This window comes from Shewanella basaltis (assembly GCF_023283885.1).
In the GTDB taxonomy this organism is placed as follows: domain Bacteria; phylum Pseudomonadota; class Gammaproteobacteria; order Enterobacterales; family Shewanellaceae; genus Shewanella; species Shewanella basaltis.
This window is the reverse complement of the sequence record NZ_JAKILA010000005.1, coordinates 151,621-168,074: the sequence shown is the minus strand read 5'-3', so window position 1 is coordinate 168,074 and position 16,454 is coordinate 151,621. Positions and strand designations below refer to the sequence as shown.

Here is a 16,454-nt window from a genome sequence, read left to right as displayed (position 1 = left end):
AATGAGCACCATACAAATGCCAGACATCAGTATTTATAATTTAGAAATGACCCACTACAGTCAGCTTAAGCCTAAGCATCAAGCGAACGGATTAACGTTAATCGAAGCCAAGGTTAAACAATACCAGTTCAATCGATTTCTGTATCAGTTTGTGGGGGCAGCATGGGAGTGGACCGACAAATTGAGCTGGTCAGACAGTCAATGGCAGGCTTACAGCGAAGCAGATAACCTGCATTTGTATGTTGCTTATGTCGGTGGCTCGCCGGCAGGTTATTTTGAATTACAGCAGCAAGCCGATGGCAACGTCGAAATTATGTACTTTGGTTTAGGAGAGCGCTTTATTGGTCAAGGCTATGGCGGCTATTTACTGACTCAAGCCATTGAACATGCCTGGGCATTGCCCAATACCCGCAGAGTGTGGGTACATACCTGTTCGTTAGACCATCCAAGTGCGTTGCAAAATTATCAAGCAAGAGGGTTTACGCTCTTTCGAACCGATATTGAACCACAATCTCACTAACGGTTTTGGCACGCAATAGCGCGTTGCTGCATGATTTCTATCAGCGCGCTTTTTTGTTGATCGTTCATCGAATGCCAGGCCAAGATCTCATCTAACGTGCGCCGACAACCTAAACAGACATCGTTACTGTCTAAGCAACAATGCCTAACACAAGGCGATTCAACTGTGGGTTTATTCTGACCATACGGCATATTCATTACCATTAATGTAGGTAAAATGAAAACGGCGCCCACCAGGAAAACTAAAAATGTCTCGGCTGATGAGGCCACCTGCTTGAGTGATTGCAGCTTGTGTCGCCAATAAGTCTTGGCTGTAAAGCACAATCAAAGGGCAGCCTGCTGCTAAGGTAAACTGACTGCTAGATTGATAAAAACCACCGTCAATGCCAACCCGTAAAAAGCAGCTGTATTCAGGTCCATAATCCTGAAACTGCCAACCAAAGACTTGGTTAAAAAAGGCTTTAGTGGCCAGCACATCTTTTACCGGTATTTCTAAATAATTAATCTTGTTGTGCTGGCTCATCATCACCTCTGTTAACTTGAATGATACTGTATCAATGGCAAGCAGAGGATTTACGGGGTTTCAGTCGACTTATTGCACCAGCGCAGCAATCGCGCCAATCAATCCACCAAAAATGCCCCCCCACACCACTAACCAACCTAGGTGCGTTTTAATCATATCTTGCACAATCTGTTTCACTAATTCAGGTGTTAACTCATTTAAACGTTGCTCAACAATGTTAGCCACCTTAGCTTGCATATCGGCAATCACACTCGGTTGCTCAAGCTCATTAACTAAAATAGCGTTAAATTGATCACTTTGCGCAAGTTCGACCAAAGATAGTTTCATTTTTTCAATAAAGGGTGTTTTTAAAGGCTGTAGCGCTTCAGTGCCGCCAAACATGGCTAACATACCACCAAATGATGACTTCTCTATCGTATCAACCAGCGCATCAAAAGACGGTGCTAAATCAATCTTCTCAATTACCGGAGTTAAATCAATATGACTGGCACTGCTGCTTGTTAAAAAGCGATCGATATTTTCTTGTGTGAAAAACTGTTGCATCATTAAATGCTGGATCCCAGCCTTAAACTCCTCAAAACGGGATGGCACCACACCAGAACCATACAATCCGGGCACTTTTTCAAACAACATATGAATGGCTAACCAGTTCGTCATGGCTCCAGATAAGGCAAATAAGCCGATGGTTAACACCATTTGTTGGTGTAGACCATACCCCACCAACACAAAAATGGTCGCGATCAAATTTGTTATTACACTCTTGTTCAATCTCTATTCCTTAACATCAACCCGTTTCTGTCGCCCTAAAATACGCTAAGTACCGTCAACAGAGAACATAAAAAAACCTCAGCCATTTTATCAGAAAAATAACCGAGGTTTATAGCGTGTTTCTAGGCAATTTCTTGTTGTGTCTCTTGTAGTGGCATGCTTTGCTGCTCATCGCGATTAATTAATAGCACACCGGTACTTTTCGCCAGTAATTCTGCCTTTTGATACATTTGCATCGCGACATCTTGTTGCTGGTAAGCTGGCAACACAAATACATCCTCTAAATACCACACCGGCGCTAATAGCAGCGACGAAAAAGAAGGATATAATTGAATAAATCCCACCATGCTATCGTCTTTAATACAAACAAAAATCATGGAGTCGTTTTCAGATAAACGGTGTTTTAAAAAAGCACGGCATGACGAAAAGTCAGCAACTTGATTGAGCTGCTGTCGGTACAAATCAAACAGGTTACTTAATGGTTCTAGGTCAATTAACGAGGCGAGACGAATTTGCATTTATCATCCTTGAAAGTAGCGATTATAGTTACTTTATATAATTTAACGTTTCATTTTACAGCAATGACCAACTAAGTTGTTTGGGCGGATCAAATAGAATTACGCACACAAACATCGGCCAGCGCATAAAAATAAAACCTATTAATTACATAAGCTTATTTTTATAATTAACAATTTAACATCAAAAAAGAACAATGTAAATTATTCTATCTATTCGGTAAAATAATCACTCGTATCGAAATTTATTTGTTACTATGACTGTCTGTCACACTGCATTTATTAGTAAATTTCCTATGACATCCTTTTTGACTCAATTACGCACCGGTTTTCAGCGCCGCCCTCAATATCAACAATGGCTATTTTGGCTTTTTAGTCTGTATTTAGTATTTTGTGCCCTTTTAGGCGGATTAATTCCTGCTATTGCCAAGCAACAATTACCGCAACAACTCAGCGAAATGTTAGGCCGCAAGGTGACTCTGCAAGATATCAAGATTAATCCCTTTACCACAGAATTAACGCTCACCGGTTTTTCAATTACCGAGCAAAAAGATGATATTACCTTTGTCAGCTTTGAACGCTTATATGCCAACTTGCAAGTATGGCAATCGCTAGGCCTTATGGGATTAGTGCTTGAGGATGTCATCCTTGAACAACCAAAAGTCACAGTGACTCGTCGCCAAAATCCCCAACAACATGATGTGTTTAATTTTACAGATATCATTGAACGTATTGCCGATAACAGCAGCAAGCAACAAGCAGAGCACTCAGCTCAATCGGCAGAAATGTTGTCGATGCGCATGGCCAATATTCAACTCGTAGACGGGACATTCTCTCTTTTCGACAAGGTTACAGACACCCAGATCACCTACCCTAATATTCAACTAACGTTAAGCCAATTTGACAGTAACTTGGCAGCCATTGATGATAAGCAAAACGTGGTCAATCAATTTAAAATTGCCATTGAAGATCAATTCCAAGGATCACTAAATCTTCAAGGGCAACTGCAACTTGCACCGCTAATGCTGCAAGGTGATATTAAGGTCGCTAAAATTGACCTGTCACGTTACTGGTCTTTTATTGACCAGCTATTTACCATCAACTTAGCTAAGGGCCAACTCAACACCCAAGGGCATTTTCAAATCGCACTACAAAATGCCGCGCTCGAACCCATCAGTGACATAAAGATAACCAAAGCCCAGGTGGTGATTAACAACCTAAAAGCGCTTCACCAGCAAGATGAAAAAATCTCGATTGGCGCTTTAGCCTTAAATAACATCACGGTTAATACCCCGCTGCAGCAAGTCACCATTGATGAGCTTTACAGCGAAAACGGCAAAATCAACCTTAATATTACCCCAACAGGCGCCGACCTCGTTGCCTTACTGCTCCCCAAAAATACTCAGCTAACCACGAGCGCTGACACACCAGTAGCACAAACTGACGCCACAAACACACACATTGATACCGCCAACACCGACGTTAAAGCGAAGCAATGGCTTGTCACGCTTAACAATATTAAATTTAACGAGTACCAAGTGGCATTAGGCGAAGGTATTGCCAGCGAAAACATCATTATATGGCAAATTGGGCCAATCAATGTGAGTACTGGAAAAGTCGTCTCAGACTTTTCTAGCCCCATCGACTATCAACTGTCTACCTTGATTAATGGTCAAAGCCAATTGACCTCGACAGGCCAAGTCGATGTGCTTGCACAAAGTATTCAGGCTGATATCGACTTTAATAACATGATGTTAACTCGCTTTCAGCCCTATATTGCACCTTACATTAATGTCACCCTAGAAGATGGAGTATTCTCGACCAAAGGCCATCTTATTGCCAATGCAAACGAGACGTTAATTTATCAAGGCAGTGCCAAAATAGAACAGCTCGACATTAAAGACAATGTGCTTAAACAGCCCTTATTAAATTGGGAAACAATGTCAATAAATGAGCTGGCTTACAATCGTCAACAAGCCAAGATTGACATAGATGAGATTGACTTTGACTCCTTGTTCACTCGATTAATCATTGCAGAAGATCGTAGCACTAACATTAGCCAACTGATGCGCAACAACGAGGCGCCTAAAGACCTCACGCCACAGCCAACAGTGCAACAGGAAGAAACAAAGCCCAAACCACTTTCAGAGGATCAAGATGGCATTGAGGTAGCCCAAAGCACACCAAGCACGCCAGAAATGGAGCTCAACATCAATAAAATTGGCGTGATAAACAGTTCAGCCTTTTTTGCTGACAACTCATTAACGCCTAATTTTGCCTCTGGCATAGAAATGCTAAATGGTGAAATTATTAATTTATCTTCTAACCCACATACAACGGCATCAGTAGATTTAGCAGGGAAAATAGATAAATATGCACCAGTCACATTAAAAGGCGTCGTCAATCCATTTCTAGAGCAACCGTATTTAGACCTGAACCTCAACTTTAAAAGAGTCGAGCTCACCTCTGTAAATCCGTACTCGGGTACGTACGCAGGTTATTACATTGACAAAGGTCAGCTATCGTTAGATTTAAACTACAAACTTGATAACAACACCTTGGTAGGTACCAATCATCTGGTAATCGATCAACTCAAACTAGGCAAGCGCAGCAACAGTGATTTGGCCACCAGCTTGCCTATTACTTTAGCCGTTGCATTACTGCAAGACCGTCACGGTGTGATAGATTTAGGTGTTGACGTGTCTGGCGATATCAACTCCCCAAGCTTTAGTTTTGGCAGTATCATCATTAATGCACTTGGTAATTTAATCACCAAAACCGTCACCTCTCCGTTTTCATTTATCGCAGGGCTTATTGGCAGTGAAGAATCTATCGATGAAGTGGATTTTAATTTTGGTAATAGCGGCATCGAATACCAACAACAACAGACACTCGATAAATTAGCCAAAGCCTTGGTTGAAAGGCCGTTATTAAACCTTAATATCAAAGGCAGTGTCGACTTTGCCAACGATAAACCCGCATTAGCAGAACTAAAACTACACAAAAAATTAGCCAAAAGTGCAGCCATTAAGGTGCGCGCACTGCCAAAAGAGTTATCGGCAAGTCAATTCCCGGCCTCAGGCCCTTTAACCGAGGCACTGTATCGTCTAATTGAACAAGATTTAGGGCTTCAACCACTTGATATTAAACAAACCATATTAACCGAAACACCTAACCTTAATCACGAAGCACTCACGACAGCATGGCACATTGCACTCTATAACCTGTTAAAAAACAATCAACAAGTGAGTGCTGATGATCTTGGACTCCTAGCACAAGCTCGGGCAAGATCAGTAAAAGCCTATTTGGTCGAGCAAGGCCAAATCGATGCGAGTAAAGTCTTTGTACTTGAAAGTCGCATTAACACCAATCAAAATGCAGCATCTGCACTGCTAGAGCTTCAAGCAAACTAACACCAAGCTGTAATCTGTGCTTGAGTTAGAGTAGACTGCGGCTCATTTTTATCGAACCGGTACCATACAGAGGTCCACGGTTCACTTTTGATATATAAGGAAAGATATGTTTATTATTCGCTGGATTTTAGGTCGGATTATTTTATTGCTCAATGCGATATTTGCCCCTAAAAAACGCCAACGTCCACAAGCACAGCAGGCCATTATTGACCAACAAACTCAAGCACTATCGTTATACCAATATGCTGCGTGTCCATTTTGTGTAAAAGTACGCCGAGAAATGCGTCGCCAAAATTTAAACATTAACCTTGTTGATGCCAAGCAAGCGCAAAACAAAGCCTTATTAGTGGCTCAAGCGGGTAAGTTACAAGTGCCCTGTTTACGCATTGAGCAAGATGGACAAACTCAATGGTTATATGAGTCTAACGAGATCATTAGCTACTTAAAGCAACGTTTTGCTTAATAGCTACTATAGCTAGACTTAACATTGTAAACGTCACCTTTAAGTTAATTTACCCAGTAACGGACTATCATACTTAATAATACTTAAGTTATGATTTACAACATTATTGTGCATCAGGAATTATCTGTGTTTAAACATTATCTTATTGTTTGTAGCCTAATGGCATTAAGTGCTTGTAGTGCTAGCCCACCAGATCCAAAGGAATTTGCCGGACAGTTTCGTGATACCTTTAGTACTGAAATTAAAGGTGACGGCATTAAATTATTTACCTATAAAGCCAAATTAGCCACGGCCACAGATCGACCTTTGCCAGACGATCAACCCCATGACCAACGCATAAACCGTCGTAAGCAAGACTTGCAAAGTTACTTAATAGAGCAACGAAATGCAGAACAACGCCTTGAGCTGTGGCACCAACAAGTGGATTTAGGCTTACAGAAAACCATTGAAATGAGTGGATATTGTCAAGCAGGCTTTGTGGAACTTAACCGTTATGTTGAAATGGACAGAGCTGAAATTCGTGGCGAATGTAACGACGGTGCAACCCAAGAAGACTTCACTAAATTTGGTCGCTAATGTTATCCCAACCATTCGGTGATTTCTGCGGTTAATGCACTTTTTATAAACTGCTGTCACCTGCGTGGCAATTAAGGTAAAATTACCCTCCAATTTTGTCGTGTAGGTGCTAATGCATTATTGCTATGCGCCTTCATGTTTTGATAAGCCATTTATCTTCTGAAATGATATGAATAGTTTGTCGTTTACACAGTAAGAAGTCAGATGAATAGAAAGCAAGAAATGATCAAAAAGATGGCCAAGCGAGCAAAAGCACGTAAAAACAAAGTTGTGCCATCAAATCCTAGTAGCAAGCCTGTTGAACGTTATATTTCTAAGGCTGAGCGCGCAAAGATTGCCTTAGCTGAAGCCGCAGAGCAAGCCGCTGCCAATAACGAAACAGATGCACCAGCGCAAGACGTTGCTGATACGCCCGAAACGGCAGACAAAAAGTAGCTTACTCGCCGCGACAAAAAAGCCCCTATCACGTCACTCGTCATAGGGGCTTGTTGATTTAATACCCATTACTCTTTGTTTGCCTTAGCATCTTGTTGGGCTAACTGCTTACACAAAGGCTCTTCATCTAATTGCCCCATCTGAGAACGACCCGACGTAGGCAAAGGTGCTGCGGGCATATCAATATTTATTGCATCATCTTCTAAGCGCTTTTTATTAGCATCAACTGAAATAACGCTTTGACGACTGATATTATCGACTAAACGATATGCGCACAGTATGCCAACGACACCAAAAATAATTGCCCCAATAACCTGACCAATCAAAACCCCATACACTCCGCCCCATTGCGCCCCAAAATACACAAACGGGATTGTGCCAAGCGTGGCTTTACCCACATTAAACAACGTAGAGTATTTAGCCTTACCTAAATTATTAAATGACGCATTCGCGATAAATAATATCCCAGAAAAAATAAAGAAAACGGCAATGTACTGACAAAAGAACACGATCAACTGAGCCGCGTCACCTTGCATGTCAAAACTGCTCACAATAACATGACGCATTAAATAAAGAATGAGCGACATGGCCAATACGTAAACAATACAAAATTGCACGGCTTTTGTGAGACTTAGCCGCACACGTTCAAATTCATTGGCACCAAAATTTTGTCCTACAATCGGGCCAACGGCACCTGACAAGGCAAAAATCATCCCAAAACTCACAGGAATAAGTCGGCCTAACACCGCCCAGCCAGCAACAAAGCTGTCGCCAAAATCAGCAATTGCCCTGGTCACCACTGCATTTCCAATGGGCGTTGCCACATTGGTTAACATTGCCGGCGCCGCAATGGCAAAAATCACGCCTAAATCTTGTTTAAATTCAATCCAAGAAAACCTGCCAAGCAACTTGTGTTTAACCACAACACCGCGAGCAGAAATAATAAATACCGCGATGCGAGCCAACACAGATGCTGCCGCCGCGCCTTCTATCCCCATAGACAAGGTAAAAATAAAGATAGGATCTAATATCGCATTCACCCCACCACCTGCAAGTGTCGACATCATTGACAGCTTTGCATCACCCACGGCTCGTAACGCGCCGCCTAATGCCATTGCCAAGCAAATAAACGGTAAAGATGGGATCAATATCGTTAAGTAATTCTGAGCAAGCTCAGCGGTGCGCCCTGTCGCGCCAACTAAAGCCAATAACTCAGGAATAAAACTAAACACCACAATGGCCACCAGCACACTGGTGATTAACGTCACTATTGCACTGTTTAAAAAAAGACGTTTGGCCAGTTCGATATTTTTTGCACCAACGGCTTTAGACACTAGTGCACCTAAAGCAATCGACAAACCAATACCAATAGAAGTAGTAAAAAATGAAATCGTACTGGCATATCCTGCAGCTGCCGCAAGCTCAACTTCGCCGAGTAAACTTAAAAAGAAAATATCGAGTAGATCAACAACAAATAATGCAGAAATCCCCACAGCCGCGGTGGAACTCATCACTAATATATGCCGTAAAATGGACCCTTCAACAAATTTAGCCGTGGTCATTAACATCCTTAAATCACATCACCCAATGGTACAAAGGGTTTACTAATATCGGGGGAATTAGAGTTTTTCTAACTCGCTGCCGCAATGGTTGCAATAATCGGCATCATTATCATGGCCTTTTTTGCCACAATTACTGCACTTGCGTAAATCACGTGTTCTGACCATTTCGTGGGATATCTCGGCGGTTAAAATCCCGGTCGGAATGGCAATAATCGAGTAGCCAATCAACATGGTGAGTGCGGCGATCCCCTGGCCTAATGGCGTTTGCGGAGTAATATCACCATACCCGACCGTCGTTATCGTCACCACTGTCCAGTACATCGATTTAGGAATAGAGGTAAAGCCATTATTCGGCCCTTCAACCACATACATAATCACACTAAGCACCATGATAATGAGACTGACCGAAAAGAAGAACATAAACACTTTGCGGCTAGACTGCACCATGGCTTTTAATAATAAATGGCCATCGCGCAAGTAGCGCATCAGTTTTAACACCCTAAAGACACGGAACAAACGCAACACTCGAAGCGCTAACGCAACATTAGCCCCCGGAAAAATCAAGCCTAAATAGCTGGGTAAAATTGACACTAAATCAACAATACCAAAAAAACTACGTGCGTAATGTATGCGATTTAACGAACAGTATAAGCGTAATATGTACTCAACGGTAAACAATACCGTAAAGCTCCATTCAGCAATATTAATCAGCTCTCCATATTGCTGATTAATGGACTCAATCGTATCAATAAAGATCAACACCACACTTAATACAATACAGATCATTAAGATAATATCGAAACGTTTGCCTTGTGGCGTTTCAGTGCCAAAAATGACATTTCGTAGCGTTTGTTTTAGCTGTGTGTCAGATTTTTCTTCGGTATTCATTTCAGGGTTCGCTATATTAGACGTTCTTTTTGTAAAACTTGCAAAAACATGCAAATAAACAGGGCTAATTAATATCAATTCATCTTTGATGTCGTTAAAATCTAACATTGACTGCCGAGTTTTAACATTCGGAATCAGTCATTTTACAATAAAAATTAAAATGGTCATTGGTTTACGGAGATTTCATGCGCGCGCTGTCTATGTTATTTACAGTTGTTTTATTTTGTCCTTTGTGGGTGAATGCCTCATCTTCTCAATCATTACACACAAAAGTCGATCTTGTTGTGGTGAACAAATCTGAATCTCGCTTATCTGTAATGCGAGACGGTAAATTGGTAAAAAGCTACTTAATTGCTATGGGTGATATGCCACAAGGGCACAAACTTAAAGAAGGCGATCAACGAACGCCACAAGGTCGTTACACCTTAGATTATAAAAAATCTGACAGTGCTTTTTACAAATCGATTCATATCTCCTATCCCAATGAAGAAGATAAACTACGTGCAAGCGCCCTAGGCATATCCGCAGGTGGTATGATCATGATCCACGGTGAAAACCCGCGCTCACCTTTACCACCAGAAGAAGCTCAAAAATACAACTGGACCAATGGCTGCATTGCCGTGACCAATAAAGAAATGGACGAACTCTGGCAAATGATTGATGCCGGAACCCCTATTGAAATCTGGCCATAAACCGCCGTCGTTTACGTAATTCATTGTTTGAGTGTGTCCATGAACTACCAACATTTACAACACAGCTGGCCAAACTTTAGCGAGCGGATAATCGCCTTTGTTAAACAGCTAGGGCTAGACGATTTATCTTTACAAGCAGATCATGCGGCGTTACGCGTCAATCATCATCACACAGCACAGTTGCTTGCTGATGAGTTTAGCCAACATGGTGAGATAATCTCCAACAACATGATTAATGGTAGACCCATATTAATCATCAAATTAACTGAACCATTAGTGCTAGGTAACATGCAGATTAACTGCGTTGAACTGCCCTTCCCATCAGATAAAGCCTATCCGGTCGAAGGTTGGGAACACATTGAATTAGTGTTTCCATCACAAGCGCAAACCTGTGAAGCCCTTGTTGCTGAGCTAATTGAACAAGCACCACAATTGGCCAACATTATCGAGAATGCCCAAGCAGGGATTGGAGAGGTTAAGGTGAAACAGAGTTCACCAAAAGGTGATAACGAGCGTTTAGCCAACCCAACCATCGCATTTAAAGCACATGGCATTTGCGTAAAAGTGCATCCGCATGATATTCAAACTATTATTGCCAGCGAGCAGTAAAACCTTGTTCGATTTTGCCTTAACAAAGGTAAATAAGATTTAATCAATCAGGCGGGTCATAAACAGACTATTAGGATCTGCCTGATAATCTGCAAATGGCCCGCAATATTCAAAGCCATGACGTTGATACAATCGTCTTGCGGGTGCAAAAAAATCCATCGAGCCCGTTTCTAAACTCAACTGCTGATAACCTCGACGTTTTGCCTCATCGAGTAAATGCAATAACAATGCTGTCGCCACCCCTTGGTTTCTTGCCGCTGCAGATGTACGCATTGACTTGATTTCACCATGGGTCTTGTTGAGCTCTTTTATCGCGACACAACCTATCACCTCGCCTTGTCGCTTTGCACACCAAAACGTAATACTGGAGTGGCTTAATGCGTCGATATCTAATGCATGCACGCTTTCGGGTGGTGAAGTGGCATACATGTCAGCTAAATGTACTTGTAATAATTCAATTACACCGGGGTCTTGTAAACCGTCTAACAATATTTCCATTCGCTATATCCCTTTTAATGAACAATATCATTACGTTAACAAAACACATGGTTCACCCACTAGATGCTGGCTACCTTTTTTGAGATTGTTGTTCAGCTAACACACTGGCCATTGGCGGGACGATAGACACTGGGTCTAAACGCATTTGAAACCAGTTCAAACGCCAATCAAGATGTGGACCCGTTACGCGACCTGTCGCACCAATTTCAGCCACTTTATCGCCCTGCTTTACTTTGTCGCCCACGTTTAAATACAATTTGCTTAGATGTAAAAACGTTGAACTAACACCATAGCCATGATCAATAATAACCGTGCCACCAGAGTAAAACATATCAGGCACTGCCAATGTAATCACACCGTCAGCAGGAGCGACCACAACCGTACCAGTAGGTCGAGCAACATCAACACCAAAGTGAGGATTACCAGGTACATCGTTATAGACGCGTTGACTACCATAAACCCCTGAAATTCGACCTGTTACAGGCCAAATAAACGGTTGCATAAAAGCGTACTGCTCACTAAAAATATCCCTAGCAGCACGTGTTTGTTCAGCATCTTTTGCCGCTCTAGCCTGGGCAACAGGATCTGGCTTCATGATGTTTTGGCTAATGCCCGTGACCCTGTCTATTTTGTATTGTTTAGCGGCTATTTTTAACGGTTTAATTTCAGTTAAGCCATCTGGATACGTCACTTTAAAAATGTGATCAGGTTTTGCATCTCTGTCAAAACCAATAGCAAATTGCCCTTTGGGCGTGACTTTTACAGGCTCACCGTTGAGTAATATTTTACTGCCAGCAGGTACTGTGCCGCGCACAAGTGCACCTTGTTCAAAAACGCCTTGGAAAGTCACACCTGTCGCTGCAGCACTGTACATCAAGGTGCTTGCCATCATAAATAACGTTGCACACATTGCTTTTAAAGACACTTTGTTTACTAACATTGCATAGCATTCCTTGTAAAAAGATAAAAAAAAGGCCACCTTGGGCAGCCCTTTATATTACTCAATTAACCTTTAACCGCAATGGCTCCTTTGCCAATCCCTTCATACGCTATCACTTTAAAATGGCTTTCTGGCACCTTACTCGCCAGTGTTGTCGCCATATAATCAGCCAGTAACTCGACTGTGGTATCGTGTGGGATTAAGTCACAACAGGCTTTTGGCATCGCAAGCTGAAAATCACCTTGGGGAGCGATGTAATGAAAACCGAAATGAGTGTCGTCGCTAACACTCGTTTGCTTAGACAAAGTTAACGTGCTAACAGACACGAGATCGTCTTCGGTTCCCAAATAAATGTCTTTCCAACGGTCGGCCCAATATTGGTCCCATTTGGGCTCTGCAATGCCATTTTCAAATACTGTAACGGGGCTGCGATGACCGTGCGCAATACGCTGGCAATTACCATCATGCTTACGTAAACCATGGCTGTAATGATAGTAAGGCGTGTGTAGTACTTCACTGCGTAACGTTAAACTGATCCCTTGAACATTGTCTGGCAGGACTTCACGCAATGCTTTTTTGAGAAAGTCATTGACACTCTCATAATCGATTACTTCTGTCGGAATAAGTGCAAATGCCTGTGAGGGGCATGCTAGGTGAATATCGCCTTTTTGGCTGGTAAAATCCATCCAAACTCGGTCACCTTTTTGTTGCCATCGTACTTCACTGCATGCTGTTGGAATAAGCAGTCGATGATCGGCAACATCATCAATGGTATTTTTAATGGTGCGTTTTACCTTAGCAAAATCCAACACCATATTTTGGTCATCGAGCCCACCGTCGAGCAATACATCCACAATCCAGCTTTCGCCGACCATGCCACGTATCGGACAAAGATATGAAAAGTCGATAACGGTTAAATCTTTTACAAACAGTTGCATTAATGCTCCTAGGCAGAAAAACAGTCCACCTCAGTATAATGGTATTCCAAATGGCGCTTGCCAAAGGAAAAGAACGCCTGTGACTCATTGATACATTGAGCTATCACCCTTGGCTAGGCCATAAGTCACTTAACGATACATTGTACCATTGGGTATGAATAAGTGACTACTCAGAATGTTTCTAGCCAATTTTGATTAAGACGTCGCTATGCAGTAATGGTTGTTCCCTTCATAGCGAGAAGGCAAAGCCAAAGCTGCCAAGACATTCTAAACAAAAGCCTGCGAGGGAGCGAGAAAACATCTGCGATAACTTAAAAAAACGCGAAAAAGAGTCGCGCGGCTGATTATCAAGGTTGTTTTGGCCGCCAGTTGATCGGCATGACTCAAGTATGCAACTGCGATTGAAGCATTGAAATAACGTTATGGTACATAAAACGTCGATAACACTATAACTCAACAAACGCTGACCGAAGAATAGCATTTAGCAGTAAAATCATGCAGCCGTCGAGGGAGAAAAGCGAGGGTTCAATGACCTGAATGTGTCGATTGAGGATCTTTAGCAGTAGCAAAAAATACCACCAAAAAACTGAATATAGCAAGGCACTGGCAACACACAAGTAAATAAATAATCAACACCGACATACGGTTATACCTACAAAATCCATTTGTCATACTGTACAAAACAATTATGCAGAAACGGTGCAGAAATTAAGGAAAAAACGTAAAAATGTTACCAGCAGATCCAAACGGAACTGCTGCCACTTGGCGATTACTCTACTTTATAACCAACGCCATAAATGGAGTGTAGAACCTCTTTTTGTTTAGTGGCTTGCGCTAACTTATGCCGCAAGTTTTTTACGTGGCTATCAATGGTGCGTGAGCTGACAATGCGGTCATCTAGATAGCAAACTTGCATTAAACTGTCGCGCGAATGGACTACACCTGGGCGTTTAAGAAGCGTTTGCAACAACCGAAACTCAACGGGGGTTAATTCTACTTCTTGTTGATCCACATGGCATTTAAACCGTTCGATATTTAAATCTATGTGCTTGTAACGGATCACCTGCTCGTTTTGGCTGCCTTGGGTATTTTCAACACGCCTTAAGATGGTTTTAACCCGAGCAACCACTTCACGTGCAGAAAAAGGTTTACACACATAGTCATCAGCGCCAAGTTCAAGCCCCATTAAGCGATCAATCTCATCCACTCTAGCCGTGAGCATCAACACTGGTAACATTGAAAACTGACGGATCTCTCGACAAATTGTTAAACCATCTTTATACGGCAACATCAAATCCAATATAACAAAGTCAATTGATTGAGTTTTAATGATCTCAATAACATCACGGCCGTCGTATTGTACTTGGGTGTTAAATCCTTCTAATTGCAAAAAATCCACCAAAATTTGCGCAATTTTAGGCTCGTCTTCAACAACTAATACGGTCATGGGCTGTTGATGCACAAATCCACTCATGATGACTTCCTTACTAAAGGTAATTTAACGTTAATGCATAATCCGCCCATTTGAGACGGCGTGGCACTGATGGCGCCATTGTGTGCCTCGACAATATTTTTACAAATTGTCAGCCCTAACCCTGCCCCACTGCCTCTTCGTGTTCTTGCACTATCTTGACGATAAAGCGGCTCAAATAGGCATTCGCACTCGGCCTCTGTCGCACTGGGTTTAGTGTCATTAATGGTCAACAAAATCGTCCCTTCTTGTTGCATAAGCTGTACATTTATTTCACCAGGGGAGTCAGTATAGGCCATTGCATTCATCAATAAATTAATGAATAACTGCTCTAATCGCCTGACATCTGCCGAGACCATCAACATAGGCGTAATATGTTTAGTCAGAGTTAAGCCTTTATCTTGCATTGTTGCAGTAATGCCAAGCAGTGTGCTGTCTAAAGATTCGCTCATATTGACAGCCGTAAAATGATATCGAAGTCCACCAACATCAGATAAAGACAACTCATACAAGTCATCAACCAGATGCTTCATCCTTAAGACCTCTTGCTCAATCGATATCAATTGCGCCGCATCAAATGATCGTATCCCCGCTTTAATTGAATCAATTTCACCACATAAAATACTCAAAGGCGTTCTTAATTCGTGGGATATATCGGCTAGCCAGCGATTTTTAGCACTTCGATTTTTAGCTAACGTCATGGCAAGGTGATCAATATTGGCCATTAACTGGCCTAACTCATCAGCTCGTTTAGAGTCGGCTAAGCGCTGGTCGTAATCCCCTTTAGATAAGTAAGATACACCTTGCATTGCGCGCTTTACTGGCACCAATAAAAATCGAGATAACCACCATGCAATTGCACTTGCTAACAATAAACAAATAAGCCCTATTGCAAGACTTGTCCACCGCTGTTGTTTAGCAAATGCCGTGGCAGAAGATGACTCAATTTCTCGAATGGGGTTACTAAAGATATAACCCACCACTTGTTGGTTATACACCAACGGATAACTAATACTGTCGGCATTTCGATTAATCACTGTACCCGCAATATATTGCTCTTCAGCCGAATACAAGCCGGTAGGTGGCCCACGACGTTGATTACTAGAGGGTGGGCGAATATGAGGAGGTGGCGATCGAGGCCCTTGGCGTGCTTGATCTGGTGACCTTGCAGGCATACGGTCTGCTGGTCGGGGAGGCTTATTAAAAGCATTCGCTTTATCGTCTTTAGGAATACGATGTTGTGGAAAATGCGTCAAAATAGCTTGGCTTAACTTAGCTTGGCTAATCCTACGCCAGGTTAATATTGATGTTTCATCGTCGATGAACTCGGGGGCCGATGCGGCATATAGGGTAAGTAAATCATCAGATAAAGTGGCTAAACGTTCTTGTTCTAGACTATTAATGTAATCTAAAAAACCTTGGTCAAAACTCCACCTCGCGAGCGAAAGCGTCGCGATAAGTACAATACTGGTTAAGCCCACAAAGGCTAAAAATAATTTTTGAGAGATCTGCATAAACCACAGTATAACCAGCAATATAACAGCAAACTAGTCACACATAATATCTGATCATAATCTCCTCCATTTCTGCACATTTTCTTCACATTGCTGCGTTATATTGTTGCTAATTCCCAACCTAGGAGCG

Annotated in this window: 18 protein-coding genes; 7 read left to right on the top strand and 11 right to left on the bottom strand. The window is 42.1% G+C overall.

Going from position 1 to position 16,454, the window contains the following annotated elements; translation table 11 throughout:
• Position 1: 1 nt before the first annotated feature.
• Positions 2 to 520, top strand: coding sequence for a GNAT family N-acetyltransferase (locus L2703_RS06025; protein WP_248970219.1), 519 nt, complete (start codon positions 2 to 4; stop codon positions 518 to 520).
• On the opposite strand, the gene L2703_RS06020 is transcribed toward L2703_RS06025, so the two are convergent.
• From L2703_RS06020 to L2703_RS06005, 4 genes are all read right to left on the bottom strand, one after another.
• Positions 517 to 717: a DUF1289 domain-containing protein gene (locus L2703_RS06020; RefSeq protein ID WP_248970218.1), complete on the bottom strand. Its 201-nt coding sequence runs from the start codon at positions 715 to 717 to the stop codon at positions 517 to 519. The two genes, L2703_RS06025 and L2703_RS06020, sit on opposite strands and share 4 nt — an antisense overlap.
• Complete coding sequence (locus L2703_RS06015) at positions 692 to 1,042, bottom strand: VOC family protein (protein ID WP_248970217.1); 351 nt, start codon at positions 1,040 to 1,042, stop codon at positions 692 to 694. The genes L2703_RS06020 and L2703_RS06015 overlap by 26 nt, the downstream gene beginning before the upstream one ends.
• A gap of 69 nt (positions 1,043 to 1,111) precedes the next feature.
• Positions 1,112 to 1,810, bottom strand: a complete 699-nt coding sequence (locus tag L2703_RS06010) for a DUF445 domain-containing protein (protein ID WP_248970216.1) — start codon at positions 1,808 to 1,810, stop codon at positions 1,112 to 1,114.
• A gap of 122 nt (positions 1,811 to 1,932) precedes the next feature.
• Complete coding sequence (locus L2703_RS06005; RefSeq protein WP_248970215.1) at positions 1,933 to 2,328, bottom strand: GNAT family N-acetyltransferase; 396 nt, start codon at positions 2,326 to 2,328, stop codon at positions 1,933 to 1,935.
• A 293-nt stretch (positions 2,329 to 2,621) separates the two neighbouring features.
• Here L2703_RS06005 and L2703_RS06000 point away from each other — a divergent pair, with 293 nt between their 5' ends.
• The 4 genes from L2703_RS06000 to L2703_RS05985 all read left to right on the top strand — a co-directional run bounded on the left by L2703_RS06000 (position 2,622) and on the right by L2703_RS05985 (position 7,212).
• Complete coding sequence (locus tag L2703_RS06000; protein ID WP_248970214.1) at positions 2,622 to 5,738, top strand: DUF748 domain-containing protein; 3,117 nt, start codon at positions 2,622 to 2,624, stop codon at positions 5,736 to 5,738.
• Positions 5,739 to 5,844: 106 nt separating this feature from the next.
• Positions 5,845 to 6,201, top strand: a complete 357-nt coding sequence (locus L2703_RS05995) for a glutaredoxin family protein (RefSeq protein WP_248970213.1) — start codon at positions 5,845 to 5,847, stop codon at positions 6,199 to 6,201.
• A gap of 126 nt (positions 6,202 to 6,327) precedes the next feature.
• Positions 6,328 to 6,777, top strand: coding sequence for a hypothetical protein (locus L2703_RS05990; RefSeq protein WP_248970212.1), 450 nt, complete (start codon positions 6,328 to 6,330; stop codon positions 6,775 to 6,777).
• Positions 6,778 to 6,981: 204 nt separating this feature from the next.
• On the top strand, positions 6,982 to 7,212 hold the full coding sequence (locus L2703_RS05985) for a DUF2986 domain-containing protein (RefSeq protein WP_248970211.1): 231 nt from the start codon (positions 6,982 to 6,984) through the stop codon (positions 7,210 to 7,212).
• A 68-nt stretch (positions 7,213 to 7,280) separates the two neighbouring features.
• On the opposite strand, the gene L2703_RS05980 is transcribed toward L2703_RS05985, so the two are convergent.
• Both L2703_RS05980 and L2703_RS05975 read right to left on the bottom strand, forming a co-directional pair.
• Positions 7,281 to 8,774, bottom strand: coding sequence for an MATE family efflux transporter (locus L2703_RS05980; RefSeq protein ID WP_248970210.1), 1,494 nt, complete (start codon positions 8,772 to 8,774; stop codon positions 7,281 to 7,283).
• Between the two features lie 57 nt (positions 8,775 to 8,831).
• Entirely contained in the window at positions 8,832 to 9,662 is an 831-nt protein-coding gene (locus L2703_RS05975; protein ID WP_248970209.1) for an ion transporter, read from the bottom strand.
• A gap of 185 nt (positions 9,663 to 9,847) precedes the next feature.
• On the opposite strand from L2703_RS05975, the gene L2703_RS05970 reads away from it, so the two are divergent.
• Both L2703_RS05970 and L2703_RS05965 read left to right on the top strand, forming a co-directional pair.
• Positions 9,848 to 10,354: a L,D-transpeptidase family protein gene (locus tag L2703_RS05970; RefSeq protein ID WP_248970208.1), complete on the top strand. Its 507-nt coding sequence runs from the start codon at positions 9,848 to 9,850 to the stop codon at positions 10,352 to 10,354.
• Between the two features lie 39 nt (positions 10,355 to 10,393).
• The gene (locus L2703_RS05965) at positions 10,394 to 10,963 is read left to right on the top strand and encodes a VOC family protein (RefSeq protein WP_248970207.1); all 570 of its coding nucleotides are present in this window, start codon (positions 10,394 to 10,396) and stop codon (positions 10,961 to 10,963) included.
• A gap of 39 nt (positions 10,964 to 11,002) precedes the next feature.
• Here L2703_RS05965 and L2703_RS05960 read toward each other — a convergent pair whose 3' ends face one another.
• The 5 genes from L2703_RS05960 to L2703_RS05940 all read right to left on the bottom strand — a co-directional run bounded on the left by L2703_RS05960 (position 11,003) and on the right by L2703_RS05940 (position 16,324).
• Positions 11,003 to 11,461, bottom strand: coding sequence for a GNAT family N-acetyltransferase (locus L2703_RS05960; RefSeq protein WP_248970206.1), 459 nt, complete (start codon positions 11,459 to 11,461; stop codon positions 11,003 to 11,005).
• Positions 11,462 to 11,531: 70 nt separating this feature from the next.
• A complete protein-coding gene (locus L2703_RS05955) occupies positions 11,532 to 12,371 on the bottom strand; it encodes a M23 family metallopeptidase (protein ID WP_248970248.1) in 840 nt (279 codons plus the stop codon).
• 95 nt (positions 12,372 to 12,466) lie between these two features.
• Positions 12,467 to 13,339 (bottom strand): 6-carboxytetrahydropterin synthase, encoded by an 873-nt coding sequence (locus tag L2703_RS05950; protein WP_248970205.1) that lies wholly within the window; start codon positions 13,337 to 13,339, stop codon positions 12,467 to 12,469.
• Positions 13,340 to 14,108: 769 nt separating this feature from the next.
• Positions 14,109 to 14,813, bottom strand: a complete 705-nt coding sequence (locus tag L2703_RS05945; protein ID WP_248970204.1) for a response regulator — start codon at positions 14,811 to 14,813, stop codon at positions 14,109 to 14,111.
• Complete coding sequence (locus L2703_RS05940) at positions 14,810 to 16,324, bottom strand: ATP-binding protein (protein ID WP_248970203.1); 1,515 nt, start codon at positions 16,322 to 16,324, stop codon at positions 14,810 to 14,812. The genes L2703_RS05945 and L2703_RS05940 overlap by 4 nt, the downstream gene beginning before the upstream one ends.
• Positions 16,325 to 16,454: the final 130 nt, after the last annotated feature.

Excerpts from the sequence above, each read along its gene's own strand:
- L2703_RS05995 (WP_248970213.1), top strand. The coding sequence starts at position 5,845 with ATGTTTATTATTCGCTGGATTTTAGGTCGGATTATTTTATTGCTCAAT.
- L2703_RS06015 (WP_248970217.1), bottom strand. The coding sequence starts at position 1,042 with ATGAGCCAGCACAACAAGATTAATTATTTAGAAATACCGGTAAAAGAT.
- L2703_RS06000 (WP_248970214.1), top strand. The coding sequence starts at position 2,622 with ATGACATCCTTTTTGACTCAATTACGCACCGGTTTTCAGCGCCGCCCT.
- L2703_RS05955 (WP_248970248.1), bottom strand. The coding sequence starts at position 12,371 with ATGTGTGCAACGTTATTTATGATGGCAAGCACCTTGATGTACAGTGCT.
- L2703_RS05950 (WP_248970205.1), bottom strand. The coding sequence starts at position 13,339 with ATGCAACTGTTTGTAAAAGATTTAACCGTTATCGACTTTTCATATCTT.
- L2703_RS06025 (WP_248970219.1), top strand. The coding sequence starts at position 2 with ATGAGCACCATACAAATGCCAGACATCAGTATTTATAATTTAGAAATG.
- L2703_RS05980 (WP_248970210.1), bottom strand. The coding sequence starts at position 8,774 with ATGACCACGGCTAAATTTGTTGAAGGGTCCATTTTACGGCATATATTA.
- L2703_RS05965 (WP_248970207.1), top strand. The coding sequence starts at position 10,394 with ATGAACTACCAACATTTACAACACAGCTGGCCAAACTTTAGCGAGCGG.
- L2703_RS05970 (WP_248970208.1), top strand. The coding sequence starts at position 9,848 with ATGCGCGCGCTGTCTATGTTATTTACAGTTGTTTTATTTTGTCCTTTG.
- L2703_RS05985 (WP_248970211.1), top strand. The coding sequence starts at position 6,982 with ATGAATAGAAAGCAAGAAATGATCAAAAAGATGGCCAAGCGAGCAAAA.
- L2703_RS05960 (WP_248970206.1), bottom strand. The coding sequence starts at position 11,461 with ATGGAAATATTGTTAGACGGTTTACAAGACCCCGGTGTAATTGAATTA.
- L2703_RS05945 (WP_248970204.1), bottom strand. The coding sequence starts at position 14,813 with ATGAGTGGATTTGTGCATCAACAGCCCATGACCGTATTAGTTGTTGAA.
- L2703_RS05975 (WP_248970209.1), bottom strand. The coding sequence starts at position 9,662 with ATGAATACCGAAGAAAAATCTGACACACAGCTAAAACAAACGCTACGA.
- L2703_RS06005 (WP_248970215.1), bottom strand. The coding sequence starts at position 2,328 with ATGCAAATTCGTCTCGCCTCGTTAATTGACCTAGAACCATTAAGTAAC.
- L2703_RS06020 (WP_248970218.1), bottom strand. The coding sequence starts at position 717 with ATGAATATGCCGTATGGTCAGAATAAACCCACAGTTGAATCGCCTTGT.
- L2703_RS05940 (WP_248970203.1), bottom strand. The coding sequence starts at position 16,324 with ATGCAGATCTCTCAAAAATTATTTTTAGCCTTTGTGGGCTTAACCAGT.